A 20888-nucleotide genomic window follows, 5' to 3' on the forward strand; every position below is an offset into this window, starting at 1 on the left:
TTACATAGGCAATTCAGCAGGGATACCATTTGGTCCGATTCGGGCGAGGCGCCGGTCGGGCATCGGATATGCCGCGAACTAGATCGTTGCTGGAGGTAGCTTCACCCGTGTTGTCCTGGTCTATGGAAGCTGTCCGGGACTGGCTGATAGCTAGAACCGCCGCCCTCAGCGGGCTGGATCCCCTCGCGATCGATGGACGTGAGCCGTTTACCAGCTACGGGCTCGACTCGCTGATGTTGACGGCACTCGCCGACGAATTGAGTGAGGCAGCGGGGCACCCGGTTTCGCCCGTCCTGTTCTGGGCGCATCCGTCGCCGATCACTCTGGCGCGCAGGCTGGCCGGAGCCGTCTCACCACCACCGGTGCAGCGCGAAACGCCGGATCAACAGCATTCGATCGCCATCGTCGGTCTGTCTTGCCGATTCCCCGGCGCTCCCGACCCGATGGCATTCTGGCGATTACTCAGCTCCGGTGCCGACGCGCTCACCGAACCGCCGGATGGTCGATGGCGCGACGGTCCGCCGCGCGGCGGGTTCCTCGACCGGATCGACGAGTTCGACCCGGAGTTCTTCGGTATATCTCCCCGGGAGGCTCCGCACGTCGACCCGCAGCAACGGCTCATGCTCGAATTGATGCAAGAAGCTCTCGATGACGCGGGCATTCCGCCCAGCGGTCTCGAAGGCAGCCGGACCGGAGTTTTCGTCGGTGCGATGTGGAGTGAGTACGGGGCGGGAATTCGCGCGGACCCCGGCCTGGTCACCCAGCACACCTTGCCCGGAGGCGATCCGAGCATCATTCCCGCCCGGTTGTCCTACACGCTCGGTGCGCGCGGGCCGAGCCTGCTGGTGAACACCGCATGCTCGTCGTCACTGGTCGCGGTCCATCTCGCGGCGCAGAGCCTGCGTGAAGGCGAGTGCGATCTCGCGTTGGTCGGTGGCGTGAGTCTGATGCTCGCGCAGGACACGGTGCACGCACTGTCCAGGCTCGGCGCGCTGGCGCCGGACGGGCGGTCCAAGGTGTTCGACGCGCGTGCGGATGGATACGGCCGCGGTGAAGGTGGCGGGATGATCGTGCTCAAGCCGCTCGATCGGGCACTCGCCGACGGTGATCCGATCCACGGCGTGCTCAAGGGCAGCGCGGTGAACCACGACGGATTCAGTAACGGCCTGACGGCGCCGAGCCCGCCGGCCCAGGAATCCTTGCTGCGCAGCGCTTATCGCCGTGCGGGGGTTGCGCCTGCCGAGGTGGGCTACGTCGAGGCGCACGGGACGGGAACGGCGCTCGGTGACCCGATCGAGGCCAGCGCGCTGGGCGCGGTGCTCGGCGTGGGCCGGTCTCGCGACCAGCTGCTGCCGGTGGGTTCGGTCAAGAGCGCGATCGGCCATCTCGAACCTGCGGCCGGGATCGCCGGGCTGATCAAGGTGCTGCTGGCGATGCGGCATCGCACCGTGCCGCCATGCGGCCAGTTCGAGGAAGCCAACCCGAATATTCCCTTCGGTGAATGGGGTTTGCGGGTGCCTACGCGGGCGGAGCGGTGGCACGGCGACGCGGAAGGTCGCCTCGTCGCCGGGGTGAGCGCGTTCGGCTTCGGCGGTACGAACTGCCATGTGGTGCTCGAGAGCGGTGATGACGCTCCGGTCTACTCGCTGCCCCCTGCCGCGGGCGGCACCGAAGACGACCTTCGTGCCGCGGCGCGGGAGCTGGGGTCCGCTCGGGACCTGCCGCCGATCGCCCGATCGCACGCCGCCGCGTCGGTCGAGGCGGACGGCTCACACCGGCTCGCACTGTCCGTTCGCGACCGTGACGACTTCCTCGTGGGCACGGAGAGAATCTTCAGCGGCCGTGCCGGAGCCGGAATCAGCACCGGGACCATCGACAGCGACCGGCCGCAGATCACGTTTCTGTTCGGCGGCCAGGGTGCGCAGTGGACCGGGATGGGTGCGCGGTTGTTGCGTGAGCCCGCGTTCCGGTCGGCGATCGGACGGTGCGAGACCGCGCTGCGCCCACACGTCGACTGGTCCCTCTCCCGGCTGCTGACCTCCGCCGACGAAAGCTGGATCGAGCGTACTGATCTGGCCCAGCCGGCGATCTTCGCGATGCAGCTCGCGTTGACCGACCTGTGGCGATCACAGGGAGTCGAGCCGGACGCCGTCGCCGGGATGAGTATGGGTGAAGTCGCCGCCGCGCACGTCGCCGGAGCGATCACTCTCGATGATGCCGCGCTGATCATGTGCAGGCGCAGCGCGATCGCCGGCAGATTGTCCGGCCACGGCGGAATGGCCGTGCTCGACCTGTCCGCCGAGGACACCAATGATCTGCTGTCCCGGCACGGCGGTGACGTGTGGGTGGCAGGCAGCGCGAGCCCGAGATCCACGGTTATCTCCGGTGATCGAGCGGCAATCGAGGCGATACGCGACCAACTCGCCGCGCGCTCGGTCGCGTCGGCATGGATCAGGGTCGACTACGCCTCGCACAGTCCCTATGTCGACTCGGTGCTGTCCGACCTGCGGGACGCGCTCGCCGATCTGCGGCCCGGCGAGACCCGGATACCGTTCTATTCCTCGGCCACCGGGGCACAGATGAAGGGCGCGCTGCTCGATGCCGAGCACTGGGTGCGCACCGAACGCGAACCATGGCGATTCGACACCGTGATGGAACACCTGCTCGCCAGGGGCCGCCAGATCTTCGTCGAGGTCGACCCGCATCCGATCCTCACGTCGGTGGTCGAGCAGCACGGCGGCACGGCGCTGCCGACATTGCGCCGTGCGGACCGCGACGCCTCGACCTTGATCGACTCATTGGGCGCGCTGTACACCCTGGGCGCCGCCCAGCCGCCGCCGGACCAGGGCCGGACGGCGTTGCTGGTGCTCTCCGCCCGCTCTCGCGATTCCCTACTGGCATCGGCGACCACGATGGCAGGCGAGCTCAGCGGTGACAACGACATCGCCCTGCGCGATCTGTGCTACACGGCCGCGGTGCGGCGCGACCACCACGAACACCGGCTCGCGGTGACGGGTTCGTCTGCGAAGGAGCTGGCCGATTCATTGCGTGCCGCGGCTGTGGGGGCCATGCCCGGCAACGCGTGGATGGGCAGCGCGGCCCGTGGCGAGCGGCGGGCGATCGTGTTCGTGTGCTCCGGCCAGGGTTCGCAATGGGCCGGTATGGGCCGAAACCTGTTGCGCGCCGAGCCGATCTTTCGCGCGGCTGTCGAAGAATGCGAGAAGTGGTTGCGGCCGCTGACCACCTGGTCGCTTACGGCCGAGCTGACCGCGCCGGCGGAACGAAGCCGCCTCGATGAGACCGCGGTCGCGCAGCCGGCTCTGTTCGCTGTCCAGGTGGGGATCGCGCGGTTGTGGCAGGCATGGGGGCTCGCGCCGGACGCGTTGATCGGCCACAGCGTCGGCGAAGTCACCGCCGCGTACCTGGCCGGGGCGCTGTCCCTCGCCGAAGCGGTCGAGGTGGTGTATCACCGGGGCCGGTTGATGCAGGCCGCGGCCGGAGAAGGTGGGATGGCTTCGGTGGAACTGCCCGCCGAGCGGATGAGCGATCTGCTGAGCGCGTACCAGGGTGAGCTCACGATCGGCGCGATCAACGATCCCGATTCGACCGTCGTTTCCGGTGACGCCGCCGCACTGGCCGACTTGCTCGAGCGGCTGCGCGGCGAGGGGATCGCATGTCGGGAGCTCCGGGTCGGCTACGCGTTCCACAGTGCGCGGATGAACCCGGCCGGGCGCGAATTGTCTCAGGCGCTCGCCACGCTCACTCCGGGGCCGAATCGGTTGCCCATCTACAGCACAGTCTCCGGGAAACTCGTCGACGATCAGCGATTCGACGCGGACTACTGGGTACGGAACGTGCGGGAGACCGTGCGGTTCGCGGACGCCATGAACGGCGCGATCTCCGACGGATACCGGGTTTTCCTGGAGATCGGCCCGCATCCTGTTCTGCTGGAGAACGTTCAGCGATGCCTCGCTGCCCGCCGGATCGAAGGTCACGCCGTGGGTTCGCTGCGCAAGGGCGAGGACGAACGATCCGCGCTGCGCCGCGCGGCCGGCGCACTGTACGCCGGTGGCTGCTCGCCAGATTTCGATCGGCTCCTCGAAACCGGCAGGGTCGTTTCGCTGCCCGCTTACCAGTGGCAGCGGAAGCGATACTGGCTCGCGGCCGACCGGCGTACCGCGCTCGGCGGCGGCGACGGGGGCCATCCGCTGCTCGGCCAAGGGCTGATCTCAGCGGTAGAGGAGGGAACCCGCTACTGGCAACGCGCGCTGGACCCGGCAAAGCTGCCGTATCTCGCGGACCTCACGGTGCGTGGGAACACCGTGATCTCGGCGGCCACGTTCGCCGAGATGGCATTGGCGTCGGGCGCCGAGGCGTACGGAACCAAGGACATCGCCGTTACCGACTTGGTGTTCGAGCGCATGCTGGAGGTGACCGGGGCGGCGGTGCCCACGACCCAGACGGTGATCAGGACGAGGGAGGGACTCTTCCAGGTATTCGGCCCCCACGGTCCGGATCGGCTGCGGCACGCCCGGGCCACCGTTGGGCCGGACACCGAAAAGCCGGATGTGCGTGAGGTTCCCGCCCTGATTCGGCGCCGCTGCACCACATACCGGGACCGGACCGAGCACTACCGCGCGCTGGCCGGGGCGGGGCTGGCAATCGGAGAGCACCTTCGCGGGGTATCGGAGCTGTGGTTCGGCCACGAGGAAGTGCTTGCCCGGCTCGTGCCGCCGGAGCAGCCACCTGCTCGAGGGGCCGATTACCGCATCCCTCCCTCGATGCTCGACGCTGGTCTGCAGGCACTGATCGCCCTGTGCAACGGTTCGTCCGGAAGCAATGTGGTGACCGGGATCGGTCGGTTGCGAGTGCATCGGACCCCGGCGGGCCCTGCATGGGCGCACGGCCGATCAGCGGGGTCGGGCGGCGACCTCTACCTGCTCGACGACGACGGCCGGGTACTGGTGGAGGCCGAGGGCGTGCGCCTACGGCCGCTGAGAGATCCCGATCCGGTCGAAGATTGCCTGTACACGGTGGAATGGCGCGAAAGAGCAGACCGACAACCGGTGCGAGATCGAGCCGGGTCGTGGATCGTATTGGCGGGCGAGGAACGCCTCGGCGCTGAGCTCGTGGAAGAGCTGCGGGCTCGAGGCAAGCAGTGTGATCTGGTGACCGCGCAGACAGCGGACCCGACTGGAACAGAGTCTCTGCGTGCGGTTCTGACCGGACCCGCGCCGGCCGGGGTGGTGCACATCGGAAGTCTCGGCAGCGCGAGCCTCCAGGGGGTGGCCGACGCGCTGGCCGGGATGGGCTGGCGCGATCAGCCACGACTGTGGCTGGTGACCCGTGCCGCCCAGGCGGTCGGCGAGCACGTCTCGGCGGTGGATGTCGACCAGGCGGCGTTGTGGGGACTCGGCAGGACGATCGGGCTCGACCATCCCGAGCTGTCGGTCACGCGGGTGGACCTTGCCGCGCAGACGACACCCGACGAGGCAGCCACGCTGGTGACGGTCCTGCTCGGCGATGATCGGGAGACCGATGTAGCCCTGCGTCCCGGTGGCCGGTTCGTGGCCAGGCTGGTTCGCGCGCCGGACGTCCGGGAGCGAGTGGCGACATTGCGGGCGGACGGCGCATACCTGATCGTCGGCGCGGATGCCGCACTCGCGGAGTCGTTCGCCAGGTGGATGACCGACCGCGGTGCACGCAACATCGTGATCCTGGACCGAGACGGCGCCGTCGGGCCGGTCAGCTTTCCGGGAGCGCAGGTGTCGACCATCGACGCGGACGCGACCGACGACCTCGAGATGACCGGGCTGATCACCGAGATCGAGGCAGCGTCGGGCCCATTGCGCGGGCTCGTCCACGCCGATGGCGAGGACAGCGCGTGGCGATGGCATCAACACACGCTCGATCGGGAGCTGGATCTGTTCGTGCTCTGCGCATCGGTCGCCTCGTTGTTCGGGTCTCCGGGCGACTCGATGGCGAGCGCGCGGGTGAACGCGATCGCACACCATCGCCGTGCCCGCGGCCTGCGCGCACTGAGCCTGCACCTCGCGCAGGCCGGCATGGCGACCCACGGCATCGCCGAAGCGTCCTCGGCGGATCTCGCGCGAGCATTGGACCACGGGATATGCGCGGATCCCGGTCAACTCGCGGTGATGAAGCTGAACCTCAGGCACTGGTTCGAATCGTTTCCCAGCGTGGCGGGGACACCGCTGTTCGATGAGCTCGAATCCCGTGCCTCGGGGATCGCCACCGCGTTCGCCGAGAGGCTGGCCGCGACCAGAGCGCCGGAACGGGCCGGGTTGATCGAAGAGCACCTGATCGAGCAGGTTTCCCTGACGCTGCAACGAGATCCCTCGAGCCTGAGCCGGCAGTCGACGTTCCAGGACATGGGCATGGACTCGCTGATGGCGGTGGAACTACGCAACCGGCTGGAATCGTCGCTCGGCGTCCGGTTGTCCGTCGCGCTGGTCTTCACCTACTCGACCATCGCGGCGCTCGCCGAGTTCGTCGCGGACCAACTCGCGGTGACCGAGACCCCGGACGGAGATCCGGAACCGGACGATCGGCCTTCCATGGCAGCGGACATCGATCTGCTCTCCGACGAGGAAGCCGAGGCCATGCTGCTGGAGAGCATCCGGCTCGTCGAACAGGAACAGCACGATGACTGAGCAGACATCGCCGGTGAAAAAGGCCTTGGCGGCTATGCGGACCCTGCAAGCCCGGCTGGACCGGGAGCTGATGGCCAAGACCGAGCCGATCGCCGTTATCGGCATGGGCTGTCGTGTGCCGGGCGGCGGCCGCGGCCCCGACGAATTCTGGCAACTGCTCGACGCCCGCGTCGATGCGATCACCGAAGTGCCTCCGGACCGGTGGGTGGGCGAGGTCGGCAGTCCGACGCGCTGGGGTGGCTTTCTGTCCGATGTGGACGCCTTCGACGCCGCCTTCTTCGGCATCGCGCCCCGGGAGGCCGAGGCGATGGACCCCCAGCAACGCCTGCTGCTGGAAGTCGCCTGGGAGGCGCTGGAACAGGCTGGGCACGCTCGGCCCGACCGGCTGGCCGGCTCGAGAACCGGTGTCTTCACCGGTGTTGTCGTCACCGACTACGACCGGCTGAGCCTCGGAAACCGGGACATCTACACGGTGACCGGTAACGGGCACTCGTTCCCCGCAGGACGGCTGTCCTACGTGCTCGGGCTCCAGGGCCCCAGCATGGTCGTGGACACGGCGTGCTCGTCGTCGCTGGTCGCCGTGCATCTCGCGGTCCAGAGCCTCCGTTCCGGAGAGAGCGCGATGGCGCTGGCCGGTGGGGTCAACCTGATGCTGGCCAGAGACATGACCGACATGCTGGCCAGCTCGCGCGCGCTGTCCGAGGACGGGCGATGCAAAACCTTCGACGCGCTGGCCAACGGCTATGTCCGGGGCGAGGGCTGCGGGATGCTGGTCCTGCGACGGCTTTCCGACGCGGTGGCCGACGGCGATCCGGTGCTCGCGGTGATCCGTGGCTCGGCGGTGAACTCCGACGGCCGTTCCTCCGGGCTCACCGCGCCGAACGTCTCGGCGCAAAAGGATTTGCTGCGTCAGGCGTTGCGTAGCGCTCGCGCCGACGCGGCGGACATCAGTTACGTCGAGACGCACGGCACCGGAACACCGCTCGGTGATCCGATCGAAGTGGACGCGCTCGCCGACGTGCTCGGCGGGTTGCGCGACGATGGTTCGCGTTGCGTGCTCGGCGCGGTGAAGACCAATATCGGGCATCTCGAGGCCGCTGCCGGGGTGATAGGGCTGATCAAGGTCGTGCTCGCGCTGCAGCGGGAGCGTATCCCGGCGAACCTGCACTTGCGCACCGTCAATCCGAGGATCGACCTCACCGGAACCGCCCTGGTTCTGCCGAGTGATCCGGTCTCGTGGCCGAAACGCGACGGTGCGACGCGGATGGCGGGTATCAGCTCGTTCGGTATCAGCGGCACCAATGCGCACGTCATCGTGGCCGAACCGCCGGAGCCCGCCGCGCCTCCCGCGACACCAGGACCGGCCCTGGTGCCGATCTCCGCGCGCGATGCGGGCGCACTGACCGATCTGGTCGCTGCGTTCCGCGCCGGCCTCGACGAGCGGCAGGCCGCGGTCCCGGATATCGCCTACACCGCGGCTGTCCGCAGGCATCATCATCAGTACCGAGCGGCCTTGGTGCTGCCCGGCGACGGGCCGCCGCGGCTGGTGCCCGGCACCGAGCCGGACGAACGGCCACGAGTGGTGTTCGTGTTCCCCGGCCAGGGCTCGCAGTGGCTCGGCATGGGGCGTGCACTGCTCGCAGCCGAGCCCGCGTTCCGGGCGGCTGTGGAGACATGCGACGACGCGATCCGAAACGAGACCGGATGGTCCGTTCTTGATGAATTGACCGCAGGGCCATCCGCGTCGCGGCTCGACCGGGTGGACGTCGTGCAGCCGGTTCTGTTCGCGATGGAGGTCGCGTTGGCGGCACTGTGGCGATCGAAGGGCATCGAGCCGGATGCCGTCATCGGGCACAGCATGGGTGAGGTGGCCGCCGCACATGTGGCCGGCGCGCTCACGCTGACCGACGCGGCGCGCGTCATCTGCCGCCGCAGCCGATTGCTGCGCGGACTGGCCGGGCGCGGCGCGATGGCTCTGGTCGAACTGCCGATCGAGCGAGCGAGCGCGGCGCTGTCCGGAGTCGCCGATCGGGTGTCCATCGCGGCGAGCAACAGCGCGCGCTCGACTGTGCTCTCCGGTGACCCCGACACGCTGAACGACCTCCTGGCCGAGCTGACCGGTGCGGGGGTGTTCTGTCGTCGGATCAAGGTCGAGGTCGCCGCGCACAGCCCACAAGTCGATGCCATCACCGACGAGCTGAGTCGCCAACTCGATGCGCTGACGCCGAAGGCCACCAGGGTGCCGATGTGGTCCACCGTGCTCGGAAAGGTCTGCGACGGGGCCGAGCTGGATACCGCCTACTGGATACGCAACCTTCGTGAACCCGTGTTGTTCGCGCAGGCGGTCCGTGACTGCATGGCGCTGGGGCGCACGGTATTCGTCGAATTGACCCCGCACCCGATCCTGCTGCCCTCGATCGAAGAGGACGGAGGCCTGGTCGTTCCGTCCGGGCGGCGCGAACACGATGAGCGCGCGGTTTTCCTCGAATCGCTCGCCGCACTGTATGTCCGGGGCTGCCAGGTGGACTGGCCCGCCCTCCACCCGAATGGCGGACGCTGCGTGCCCCTGCCCGCTTATCCGTGGCGACGTCAGCGGTACTGGGTGGATCGAGCTCCGGCTGGGCGCGCCGACCACGGGCATCCTCTGCTCGGTGAGCCGGTCAGCCCGGCGACCTCACCGGGTACCCGGATCTGGGAGCGCGACCTGAATCTGCCGTACCTGGCCGACCACATGGTGGACGGCGCGGTGGTGTTCCCGGCGTCGGGCTATGTGGAGATGGCGCTTGGCGCGTGCGGACGGACGATGGTGCTGGAGGACCTCGCATTCGACCGGATGGCGATTCTCGCGAAGGACGGCTCCGGACACGTCCAGTTCATCGAGGACTCCGACCATTTCCAGGTGTATTGCCGAGCGACGAAGGACGAGTCGTGGGTTCTGTGCGCGCACGGGACCGTCCGTCATGGTGGCGAGGGGCCGCCGCTGGCCGAGTCGCCGTCGTCGGTGCGGGACCGGTGCGGCACCGAGACATCCGTAGCGGAGCACTACGCGCGGTACGCCGGTCGAGCGATCGACTACGGCCCGGCTTTCCGTGGTGTGCAACGAATCTGGACCGGTGATGGGGAGGGCGTGGCCTTGGTCGAGTCGACCGGCTCGCCCTCGGGGTATGTCTGCCACCCTGCTCTGCTTGACGCTTGTTTCCAAGTGCTCGGCAGCGTGCTACTCGACCAGCGGGCGGGCGGCGGTGTCATTCCGGTTCGGATCGACCGGCTCCGGGTGCACCGGCCACCCGGCGGCCGTGTGTGGGTACACGCACGCGCCCGGTGCACCGAGGACAGTGGGGATCTGCTGGTGCTCGACGAAGACGGCACGGTGCTGGTCGAAGTCGAAGGTTTGACAGTGGCAAGGCCCGCCGGATCGGGACCGTACCGGGACTGGCTCTACCAGGTGGCATGGCGCGCCGCCGAGCGGCTCGTTGCCCCGGATCCTGGCGAGGGGCCTTCGGGGACGTGGCTGGTGCTCGCCGACTCCACCGGTGTCGGTACGGGTCTGGCCACGCTGCTGGAACAGCGTGGTCAGACCTGCGTACTGATCGACAAGCGGGATATCGACATCGCCGATGACGACGCGTGGAGCGCGTTGCTCGACAACGTCACCGCCGGTGGCGAAAGGGCCTGTGTCGGGGTAGTGCATCTGTGGAGCCTGGACACCACGGCTACCGAACACGTCACCGCCGATACACTGACCGCCGATCAGCACATCACCGGACTCAGTACAGTGCGCCTCGTCCGCGCGCTCGCTCGCCGCCGTCTGCGGGACCATCCCCGGCTGTGGTTGGTCACCAGAGGCGCACAGCAGGTGGGTCCCGAACCGGTCGAGGTGTCCCAAGCGCCGTTGTGGGGACTGGCAAGGACATTGAGCGTCGAGCATCCCGAACTGGCGTGCGTGCGGATCGACCTCGGATCGGGTTGGGCGCCAACCCGTTGCGCCGACGAACTCCTTCCCGAGTTGGTCGGGGCGGACGGCGAGGACGAGATCGCTTTACGGGACGAGGGGCGGAATCTGGCGAGGCTGGTACCGGCCTCGGTCGAGCCAGGGGAGGTCGAACTGTCCTTCGCCCGGGGCACGTACCTGATCAGCGGTGGGCTCGGCGGACTCGGCATCGGTTTGGCGCGCTGGCTGGCCGCGCACGGTGCGCGGCACCTCGTGCTGGCCGGACGGCATGATCCGGTTCCGGAGGTGCGGGCCAGAATCGACGAGCTCAGGAGCGAAGGCGTCGAAGTCGTGGTCGCGCGGGCGGACGTGGCCCGCCGGCAGGACGTCGCCGCGCTGCTCGCGGACATCGATGACCGGCTGCCGCCACTGCGCGGGGTGCTGCACGCGGCCATGGTGCTCGACGATCGGACCATTCTGGAACTGGATGCCGAACGGTTCGACCGCGTGCTGGCACCCAAGATGCGGGGGGCGTGGAATCTGCATGAGCTCACCGAGGGCCGGGAGCTGGAGTTCTTCGTGATGTACTCGTCGGCCTCTGCCCTGCTCGGCTCGCCGGGACAGGCCAACTACGCGGCCGCCAACGCGTTTCTCGGCGCGCTCGCCCGGCATCGGGAACACGGCGGCCGAAAGGCCCTGTGCGTGGACTGGGGGTTGTACTCGCAGGAAGGAATCATGGCGGAACGCGACACCGAAGGGCAGCGACTCGCGCATCGGGGGGTTGGCACCCTGACCCCCGAACAAGGCACGGACATCCTCGGTCTGCTGTTGGGTGGTAGTACCAGCCAGATCGCTGCGGCCAATCTCGATCTGCGACAGTGGCTGGCGTTCTACCCGGTTTTGGCCGGTGCGTCGCTGTTCACCGAACTCGCTGACGATGACCGGGAGAGTGCGGGCGCGCCATCGGATCCCTGGTTCGCCGACCGGCTGCGCGCGGCCACGCCTGCCGAACGCCCGCGCTTGATCGACGACGTCGTCACTGAGCAACTCGGCCGGATCCTGCATCTCGACGCGGCTTCGATCGACCGCAAGGCGCCGCTGACCAGCATGGGAGTCGACTCGCTGATGGCACTCGAACTGCGGAACCGGCTGGAGGCGGCGCTCGGCGTCCGGCTGTCCGCGACGCTGCTGTACAGCGCGCCGACGGTGCGGGCATTGACCGAACAGCTACTCGACGTGCTCGGCATGGCCGAGCCCCAGGAGGCCATCGACGAGGTCGATGACCTCCGCGACCTGCTGGCGCAGATCGACGATTCGATCGACCGGCTCGAACGCAGGCAGCTGCCGTGACCGGCATCGACGAGGAAGGTTACCGCTCCCGCCTGGTGAAAGCGGCTGCCGCGCTGCGGAGTCTGGAGGCCGAGGTCGACCGGCTGACGCGACAGCAATCCGAACCTGTCGCCGTGATCGGCATGGGCTGCCGCTTCCCCGGCGGCGCCGACGACCCGGATTCATTTTGGACGTTGCTGTCCGACGGCGTCGACGCGGTGTCCGAGCTGCCGGCTCGCGCCACCGACGATGCCGCGCGAACAGGCGCCTTCCTGTCCGCTGTCGACGGTTTCGACGCGGCGTTCTTCGGGATCTCGCCGAGAGAGGCCACGGCGCTGGATCCACAACATCGGCTGCTGCTCGAGGTCGCGTGGGAAGCACTGGAAGATGCCGGCGTGGTGACCGAGCGGCTGGCCGGTAGCAGAACCGGTGTGTTCGTCGGCATGAGCAGCAACGATTATCTGCTGCTCAGCGCCAGGTCCGGCCCGATGGGCGGGTACGCGGGCACCGGAACGGCTCACTGTTTCGGTGCGGGCCGGTTGTCGTATCTGCTCGGACTGCGTGGGCCGAGTCTCGCGGTGGACACCGCGTGCTCATCATCGCTGGTCGCGGTACACCTGGCGATCCGCAGTCTGCGCACGGGAGAGAGCTCGCTCGCGCTGGCCGGGGGAGTCAACCTCGTTCTCGACGAGTCGGTGACCCAGATGGTCGCCGATCTGCAGGCGCTGTCGCCGGACGGCCGGTGTCGCGCCTTCGACGCACGTGCGAACGGTTTCGTCAGGGGTGAGGGTTGCGGAATCGTGGTGCTGAAGAGATTGTCCGACGCGCTGGCCGACGGTGATCGGGTGCTTGCCGTGCTGCGGGGTTCCTCGATGAACTCGGACGGTCGCTCGGCCGGACTGACCGCGCCGAACCCATCGGCGCAAAAGGACATGCTGCGTCAGGCCTTCGCCGATGCGCGTGTGCGACCCGACGAGATCGGATACGTGGAGACCCACGGCACCGGAACCGCGCTCGGTGACCCGATCGAGATCGAGGCCTTGACCGACGTTCTCGGCGAACGGGAGCCCGCCAGCGGCGGTTGTGTACTCGGCGCCGTCAAGACCAACATCGGGCATCTCGAAGCCGCCGCCGGGATCGCCGGATTGATCAAGGCGGTACTGGCATTGCGGAATGCGGAGATTCCTCGCAACCTGCACTTCAGCACCCTGAATCCGAGGATTTCCCTGACCGGGACACCATTCGTGATCCCGACGACGGCCGTGGCATGGCCTCAGGGCGATCGGCCACGGATCGCAGGCGTCAGTTCGTTCGGTATGAGCGGCACCAACGCTCATGTCGTCGTCGCCGAAGCGCCTACGCCCGAGCAGGTGCCAACGCGCGCCGGGCCCGTTGTGCTCCCGCTGTCGGCACGGAGCCCGGCGGCACTGACCGAGCTGGCTTCGGCACACGCGAGTGTCCTCGAGCGGGGCAACGATCCGCACGATATCGCCTACACCGCGGGGGCGCGGCGTGACCATCACGAGTGGCGGACCGCGGTGGTCGGCGAGTCCGGAGCCGAACTGGCCGAGAAGCTGCGCGCTTTCGCACACGACGGCGCCACCGCGGCACGAGCCGCCGCACCGCCTGCGCTCACCTATGTCTTCTCCGGACAGGGCTCGCAGTGGATCGGCATGGGACGGCAATTGCGATCCAGCGAGCCGGTCTTCGCCGCTGTGCTCGATCGATGCGATGAGCTCATCGCGAAGAACGCATCCTTTTCGCTGCTCGCGGAGCTGGCCGCGCCGCCGGACCGGTCGAGGTTGCAGCGCACCGAGATCGCCCAGCCCGCGCTGTTCGCCTTCCAGATCGCGCTGACCGCCCTGCTGTCCTCTTGGGGCATCCGACCGGACGCGGTCATCGGGCACAGTGTCGGTGAAATCGCCGCAGCGCATGTCGCAGGTGCGTTGAGTCTCGCGGAAGCCATCAGGATCGTGGTGTCGAGAGGCCGCGTCATGGCGCGGGCAGCCGGTTCGGGGACGATGGTGGCGGTCGAGCTCGCCCACGATGAGGTCGCGGCCTTGTTGTCTACGATCGACACTTCGGTCGCGGTGGCCGCGATCAACGACGACCACTCCGTCGTGCTGTCCGGCACGGTGGAACAGCTGCACACCGTGCTCGGCCCACTACAGCGACAAGGCGTTCGCTGTCGCAGACTGCCGGTCGACTACGCGTTCCACTCGCCGTGGATGGCTCCACTGGCCGTGGAGCTCGCGCGGGAACTCGGCACGGTCGAGGCAGGCCGGACCGCGTGTCCTCTGTACAGCACGGCACGCGGAGACCGGATCGCCGGACATGAATTGACCGGGGAGTACTGGGCGGACAACGTCCGGCATCCGGTGCGGTTCGCTGAAGCCGTGCACGCTGCGGCCAGAGATGGGCAGCGACTCTTCCTCGAGATAGCGCCGCACGCTGTGCTGGCCGGCCATGTCGCGAACTGTCTCGGCGCGCCGGCGGCGATACCGACGCTGCGCAGGGAGCGCCCGGAAATGCTCAGCCTGCTGAACGCGGTCGCCGACCTCTATACCGCGGGCTATCCGGTGGACTTCGGCGGCCTCTACCCGGATCGCCGCCCGGTGGTGTCGTTGCCACACTATCCGTGGCAGCGAAAGCGTCACTGGCTCGACACCCCGGAACCCCCACGCGAACAGGTCCCCGTCGAGCCGGTGCATTGGCTCGAGGAGCTGATCAGGCTGCCGGAGGGCGAGCAGGAGGCCGCGATCGAGTCAGCGGTACGCGCGGATGCGGCTACCGTGCTCCAGTTGTCGTCGCCATCCGATGTCCCGGTCGACGGCAAGTTCATGGAACTGGGCATGGATTCGCTGATGACCGTGCAACTGCGACACGAACTGGCCGCGCGAACAGGTCTCGCGCTGCCATCCACCCTCGCCTTCGATCACCCGACCCCACGGGCGATCACTCGGTACTTGCTGAAGATTCTCGCGGAGCGCGAAGAGGACGGATCATGATCAAGGTTTACGGCACAGCCACCAGCGCGTGCACGCACAAAGTGCTGATGGTGCTGGCGGAGAAGGATCAGCAAGCCGAGCTGGTCGAGGTGAGTGTTCTCAAAGGACACGACAAGTCGCCGGAACACCGGCAACGCCAGCCCTTCGGCGAGATTCCGGTACTCGAAGACGACGGGTTCCTGCTGTATGAATCGCGGGCGATCATCCGCTATCTCGATCAGCGGCTGCCGGGCCCCGCGCTGACGCCGGATAACCTTCAGCTGCACGGGCTGATGGAACAGTGGATCAGCATCGAGCAAAGCTATGTCAGCGGCCCGGTGTGGGAGCTGGTCCGTGGCGGCCCGGTCTACGAGATCATCCGGAGCAGCCCCGCCGCCGCGCTGTTGCCGCCGCCGCCGGACCAGGACGCTATCGCCGCTGCCCGCGCCGCACTGGCGACACCTTTCGACGTCGCGGACGCCACGCTGTCCAGGCAGGAGTTTCTCGCAGGCCCCGAGTTCTCACTCGCCGAGGTCACCTGGCTGCCCTATTTGCAATATCTGGTCGCCTCCAACGGCGCGGACCTGATCGATGCGCGGCCGAACCTGGCGCGGTGGTGGCGGGAGATCAGTGGAAGGCCGACCTGGCTTCGAGTCGGCAAGGTGCTGGAGCGACCCGAATGAACCAGTTCGACCTCTGGGGTGAGCAGATGCGGATCGATCCGTTGCCGACGCTGGCGCGGATGCGTTCCGAGGCACCGATCGTACGGCTGTTCAATCCGCACCAGGGGGCGCCCGAGTGGCGCGTGACCCGCTACGCCGACGTGGTCGAACTGCTCCGTGATCCCCGTTTCAGCAAGGACAAGCGGAAACTGTCCGATCAGGCGCGCTCCCGGTACTTCCGGGTCACCGAATTCGACCGGCTGGACAAGCACATGCTCTACGCCGATCCGCCCGAGCACAGCAGGATGCGCGCACTGGTGGCCAAAGCTTTCACTCCCCGACGAATCTCGCAGTTGCGCCCGCGCATCGCCGAGGCGACGGAGAGGCTGCTGGACCTGGCCGAGCACCAGGACTCGGTGGACCTGCTCGACACACTGGCATTCCGGTTGCCGATCACCGTGCTGGTCGAGTTGATCGGGGTTCCGATCGAAGACCAGGAGCGCTTCCGGGAGTGGACCAGAATTCTGATTGCTCCGCCGTCGGAAGGAGACTTCGACGCCCTGCGCCGGATGGCGATCGAGTTTCAGCAGTACCTCGAGGAATTCCTCGAGCTGCGCCGCAGGCACCCTCGCGACGACCTCACCAGCGCGTTGATCGAGGCGCAGACGCATGGCGACCGGCTCTCATCGGTGGAACTGATGAGCATGGTTTTCCTGCTCATCGCGGCGGGTTTCGAGACGACGGGCAACCTCATCGGCAACGGGGTATGGGCGCTGCTCCGTCACCCAGCGCAGATGCGGCGGCTGCGCGACACGCCTGAACTCATCGAACCAGCCATCGAGGAGGTGTTGCGATACTGCCCGCCGGTGGCCAACAGCACCGGGGCCTTTCCGCTGACCGATGTCGAGTTCCGAGGCACGGTCATTCCGGCCGAGGAACTGGTCGTCGCTTCATTGCTGTCGGCACATCACGACGACGAACGGTTTCCCGAACCGGACCGGTTCGACATCACCAGGACACCGAACCAGCATCTGGGGTTCGGCCATGGCCTGCACTTCTGTCTCGGATCGTCGCTGGCAAAACTCGAGGCGCAGGTAGCTGTCGGCACCTTGGTGCAGCGCTTTCCCGGACTGGGATTCGCGGCGGATCCGGACGCATTGCGATGGAAGATCGGCGTATTCGTCCACGGCCTGGAGTGCCTGCCCGTGACCTGGGAAGCGCGATGACGATCAGAGTGCGCCAGGCGGCGCTGGACGACCTGGATGAGATCATGGCCGTCGAGCAGGACTGGGAGCAATCCCAGCGGGCGAGCCGGGACCAGATGACAGCTCGCCTGCGCGCCTTCCCCGAGGGATTCTGGATTTTCGAGCAGGACGATCAGGTCGTCGGAACCTTGATGGGCTTCCCCATGCACTACACGCCGGACAAGATCGCCGAACTCAGCGATTGGGATACGGTGACCGGTCACGGCTACTACCCGGCGATAGATCTGGACACCGCGAACGCCATCTACCTCGCCTCCGGCTCATTGAAGCGGACCGCGCGCGGCGGAATGGCATACGCGGTGATGATGGAGACCCCCGTCGAGCTGGCCGAGCGGTTGGCGCTGGACTATGTTCTCACCGGAGCCAAGATCCCCGGCTACGACGCCTACTGCCGCCGGTTCGGTGAGATCGACGCGGGCGAGTACGCGTTTCGTCAGCTCGGCGGCTGCCTCGTCGATCCGTTCCTGGAGATGTACCGGGGGCACGGCTATCTGGTGCCCGACCGGAAGCACATCATCCCCGACTACTATCCAGATCCGCCGAGCAGGGACTACGGCGCTATCGTCGTACGGAACATGTCCGGTCGATGATCGTCACCGGGCATATGCCTGGTCCGTGCCGCTGGGGAGGGTGGCTGCGGGCGCACGCTACTCCCGCCCGACCCGAGGCCCTCGGCGCGGTGATCAGCGCAGCGGCACCGTCCAGCACAACCGGGTGCCGGCTGTGCTGCCATCCGGGCCTGTACCGGCCGCGACGGTGAAAGTTCCGGCCGCCTGCTCGGCGCGCCGGGCCAGATTCGTCAGTCCGCTCGGCGTCATATCGGTGGGCACACCGCATCCGTCGTCCTCGATGACGACGGTCAAGTCGTCGGCCACCGTGATCTCGATCGCGACCGAATCCGCGCCGGAATGCCGCACAGCGTTGCTGACCCCTTCGCGGACAACGGCTTCGGCGTGATCGGCCAGTTCCGGATCGATCACCGAGAGCGGTCCGCTGATGCGCACGGAGGTGCGGATGTCGCTGGGTGCGGTTTGCTGGCGGATGGCTTCCTCGAGGCGTTGGCGTACTCGCGTGCTGTGGCTGTTGCCGCCGTGCAGGTCGAAGATCGAGGTGCGGATTTCCTGGACCACGTCTTGCAGGTCGTTGATGGCGTCGGTGATGCGTTCGCGGACTTCGGGGACGCGGGTGCGGGGGACGGCGCCTTGCAGGCTGAGCCCGACGGCGAACAGGCGCTGGATGACGTGGTCGTGCAGGTCGCGGGCGATGCGGTCGCGGTCGGAGAGGATGTCCAGTTCCCGCATGCGCTGTTGGGCGTCGGCCAACCGCATCGCCAAAGCGGCTTGGTCGGTGAAGGCGGCGGTCAACGCGAGGATCTCGTCGTCATAGGGCGCCGAGTCCACCGCGCGCAGCGCCACCAACACCCCTACGGTGGAGTCCGAGGTCTGCATGGGCAACACCAGCGCGGGTCCGGCGTCGGGGAAGACCTTGCCGAGATCCGCGCGGCGCGCGTCGTTCACTCGCTGCGGAGAACGCAAGCCGAAGGCCTGGCCGATCGTGGTGTCTCCCAGCGGGAGCTTGATCGGCCGCTGGTCGTCCGCGCTGCCCGCGCTGTGCGTGATCAGCAGTTCGGTGATTTCCTCGGACGGGCTCTCCGAGTCCGGGACGACCGCCAGAAAGGTCCGTTGCGAGCCGGTGAGCCGGCAGGTGGCCTCCACCAGGTCGGTCAGGACTCGATCGGATGCGGTGCCTGCGAGGAACTCGGTGGTGATGTCGCGGGTCGCTTCGATCCAGGCTTGCCGGGTGCGGGCGGATTCGTAGAGGTGTGCGTTGTCGATCGCGATGCCCGCCGCGGCGGCCAGGGCTCGCACGATGACCTCGTCGTCTTCGGTGAAGGGCTGGCCGCCCGCTTTCTCGGTGAGGTAGAGGTTGCCGAACACTTCGTCGCGGATACGGACGGGTACGCCGAGAAAGGTGCCCATCGGTGGGTGGTGGGCGGGGAAGCCGACCGAGCAGGGGTGCTCGGCGAGGTTGTCCAGCCGGATGGGTTTGGGCTGGCTGAACAGTAGTCCCAGGACACCGTGGCCTTGGGGGAGGTCACCGATTCGTTCGCGGGTGGGTTCGTCGATGCCTTCGTAGATGAACTGGGTGAGTTGCTGGTCGTGGCCGCGCACGCCCAGTGCGCCGTAGCGCGCCTCGACCAGGGAGATCGCGGTGTGCACGATGGTGCGCAACGTGCGGTCCAGATCCAGGCCGGAGGTGACGGTGAGCATGGCCTCGATCAGGCCGTCCATCCGGTCGCGGGCGTCGATGATCTGCTCGATGCGATCCTTGACCTCGCCGAGCAGTTCGCGCAGCCGCAGTTGCGAGAGCGTGTCACGCACCGAATAGGCGTCGGCCGACGCGTAGTCGGTCGGCTGCGCTGCCCCTGGAACGCCGCCGGCGCGGCTGCTCGCCATTGCTCCAGGATATTTCACCCCGTGGCGGAAATGAACGATCAGAAGTCGATGGTGGAGCCGGGCGAACGGGAGCGGAGTTTGGAGGCGTAGACCGCGGCCTGAGTGCGCCGTTCCAGCCCGAGTTTGGCGAGCAGCCGGGAGACGTAGTTCTTCACGGTTTTCTCGGCGAGGAACATGCGCTGCGCGATTTGACGGTTGGTCAGTCCTTCGCCGAGAAGATCGAGGAGTTTGCGTTCCTGCTCGGTGAGTCCGGCCAGGGGACCGTCGTGGTCGGTGTTGGCGCGTAGTCGTTGCATGAGGGCGGCGGCGGCGCGGTTGTCCAGAAGAGAGCGGCCCGCACCGACTTCCTTGATGGCTTTGGCCAGCTCCATGCCCTTGATGTCCTTGACCACGTATCCGCTGGCCCCGGCCAGGATCGCGTCGAGCATGGCTTGTTCGTCGGTGAACGAGGTGAGGATCAGGCAGCGCAGGTCATCGAGTTTGGACAGCAGGTCGCGGCACAGTTCGATGCCGTTGCCGTCGGGCAGGCGCACGTCGAGCACGGCGACGTCCGGCCGGAGTGCGGGGATGCGGGCAAGTGCCTGGGCGACGTCGCCCGCTTCGCCGATCACCGACAGTTCCGGGTCGTCGGAGAGCAGATCGGCCAAGCCGCGACGGACGATCTCGTGATCGTCGACCAGAAACACCGTGATCATGATGGTGTCCAATCCGGGAGCAGGTGTGTGGTCGACACTACGCAGGGGGCGGAAGGCTCGGTACGGACCAAAGTCCTTTTCCCGGCCGAATAGGCATCGCAGAAGGGTCCGTAGTACGGCCTATCGTGAATTCGCGCAGAACCGTCAGGCTGCGTGCGGCGCGCTGCGGAATGCGCGGCACGGTTGGGGACGACGCGTCGAAGCCGGCCCGCCGTAGGGGATCGGGTCAGCGCGTGGGCGCGTCGGAGCGGGCGAGTCCTTCGGCGATCAGGATCCGGTGGGCTTGCCGGGCGGCGGAAAGCTGCTCGGTATCGCCCGTGTCGCCACCAGAAGTCGCTTCGAGGCTGCGGGCGAGCACCGTCACCGCGTCGGTGAGCGCCCGCAGGCGGCTGTCCAGCTCGTCGAGTCGGGGCGATTCCGCCGGCCGCATCGCGGTCTTCTCCGGCAAGGTGCCCGCCAGGTCGGTTCCGCGCAGTACCGCCCGCAGATCTTCCGGCAGCCAGGCGAACACGTGATCGAGCTGTCCGGGAGAGAACAAGTCGGCCAGCGCGTCCGTCACCGCGCCGGCGAGCGCGTAGGCCTCGTCCCTGGAGACGCCCGCTTCCCGTGCGAATTGATCGACGAACGAGGGTACGTCGTGCGATACGGGGACGTGCGCGGGAACCCAGCCCTCGTAGTAGATCCCGCGCAGGAGTTCGGGCAGTTGGGCGCTCAGGTGCGCGGAGGCGTTGACGCCGATGCGGTCACGGACGGTGTGCAGCCAGGCTCGCAAGGCTCGGTGCGCGAAGGGCCGGTCTTCGGTGGCGAGTCCGTCGGCGAGAGTGCGCAGCCATTCGTGTGCGGTGTGTATCGCGGGTGCGAGGGGATCGCGGTGATAGCTCATGAGGGT

At 67.7% G+C, this 20888-nt stretch carries 9 protein-coding genes; 6 read left to right on the forward strand and 3 right to left on the reverse strand.

The genetic code is table 11. The features are described 5' to 3' along the window. Positions 1-29 precede the first annotated feature (29 nt). From ACZ6DL_RS32410 to ACZ6DL_RS32435, 6 genes are read left to right on the forward strand one after another with little or no spacing between them, the layout of a single operon-like run. The gene (locus ACZ6DL_RS32410) at positions 30-6674 is read left to right on the forward strand and encodes an acyltransferase domain-containing protein (RefSeq protein ID WP_466056818.1); all 6645 of its coding nucleotides are present in this window, start codon (positions 30-32) and stop codon (positions 6672-6674) included. Beyond that, entirely contained in the window at positions 6667-11955 is a 5289-nt protein-coding gene (locus ACZ6DL_RS32415) for a type I polyketide synthase (protein ID WP_466056820.1), read from the forward strand. The genes ACZ6DL_RS32410 and ACZ6DL_RS32415 overlap by 8 nt, the downstream gene beginning before the upstream one ends. Continuing rightward, the gene (locus ACZ6DL_RS32420; RefSeq protein WP_466056822.1) at positions 11952-14942 is read left to right on the forward strand and encodes a type I polyketide synthase; all 2991 of its coding nucleotides are present in this window, start codon (positions 11952-11954) and stop codon (positions 14940-14942) included. The genes ACZ6DL_RS32415 and ACZ6DL_RS32420 overlap by 4 nt, the downstream gene beginning before the upstream one ends. After that, positions 14939-15604, forward strand: coding sequence for a glutathione S-transferase family protein (locus tag ACZ6DL_RS32425; RefSeq protein WP_357036439.1), 666 nt, complete (start codon positions 14939-14941; stop codon positions 15602-15604). The genes ACZ6DL_RS32420 and ACZ6DL_RS32425 overlap by 4 nt, the downstream gene beginning before the upstream one ends. Further along, entirely contained in the window at positions 15601-16809 is a 1209-nt protein-coding gene (locus ACZ6DL_RS32430; RefSeq protein ID WP_466056824.1) for a cytochrome P450 family protein, read from the forward strand. Before ACZ6DL_RS32425 ends, ACZ6DL_RS32430 begins: the two co-directional genes overlap by 4 nt. Next, on the forward strand, positions 16806-17438 hold the full coding sequence (locus ACZ6DL_RS32435; RefSeq protein WP_466056826.1) for a GNAT family N-acetyltransferase: 633 nt from the start codon (positions 16806-16808) through the stop codon (positions 17436-17438). Before ACZ6DL_RS32430 ends, ACZ6DL_RS32435 begins: the two co-directional genes overlap by 4 nt. A gap of 93 nt (positions 17439-17531) precedes the next feature. On the opposite strand, the gene ACZ6DL_RS32440 is transcribed toward ACZ6DL_RS32435, so the two are convergent. The 3 genes from ACZ6DL_RS32440 to ACZ6DL_RS32450 all read right to left on the reverse strand — a co-directional run bounded on the left by ACZ6DL_RS32440 (position 17532) and on the right by ACZ6DL_RS32450 (position 20882). After that, on the reverse strand, positions 17532-19304 hold the full coding sequence (locus ACZ6DL_RS32440; RefSeq protein WP_466056828.1) for a GAF domain-containing sensor histidine kinase: 1773 nt from the start codon (positions 19302-19304) through the stop codon (positions 17532-17534). A 38-nt stretch (positions 19305-19342) separates the two neighbouring features. Beyond that, positions 19343-19999, reverse strand: coding sequence for a response regulator (locus ACZ6DL_RS32445; RefSeq protein WP_393240992.1), 657 nt, complete (start codon positions 19997-19999; stop codon positions 19343-19345). 226 nt (positions 20000-20225) lie between these two features. Then, on the reverse strand, positions 20226-20882 hold the full coding sequence (locus tag ACZ6DL_RS32450; protein WP_466056830.1) for a DUF2267 domain-containing protein: 657 nt from the start codon (positions 20880-20882) through the stop codon (positions 20226-20228). Positions 20883-20888 lie beyond the last annotated feature (6 nt).

It is taken from the genome of Nocardia sp. NPDC041819 (assembly GCF_055590505.1).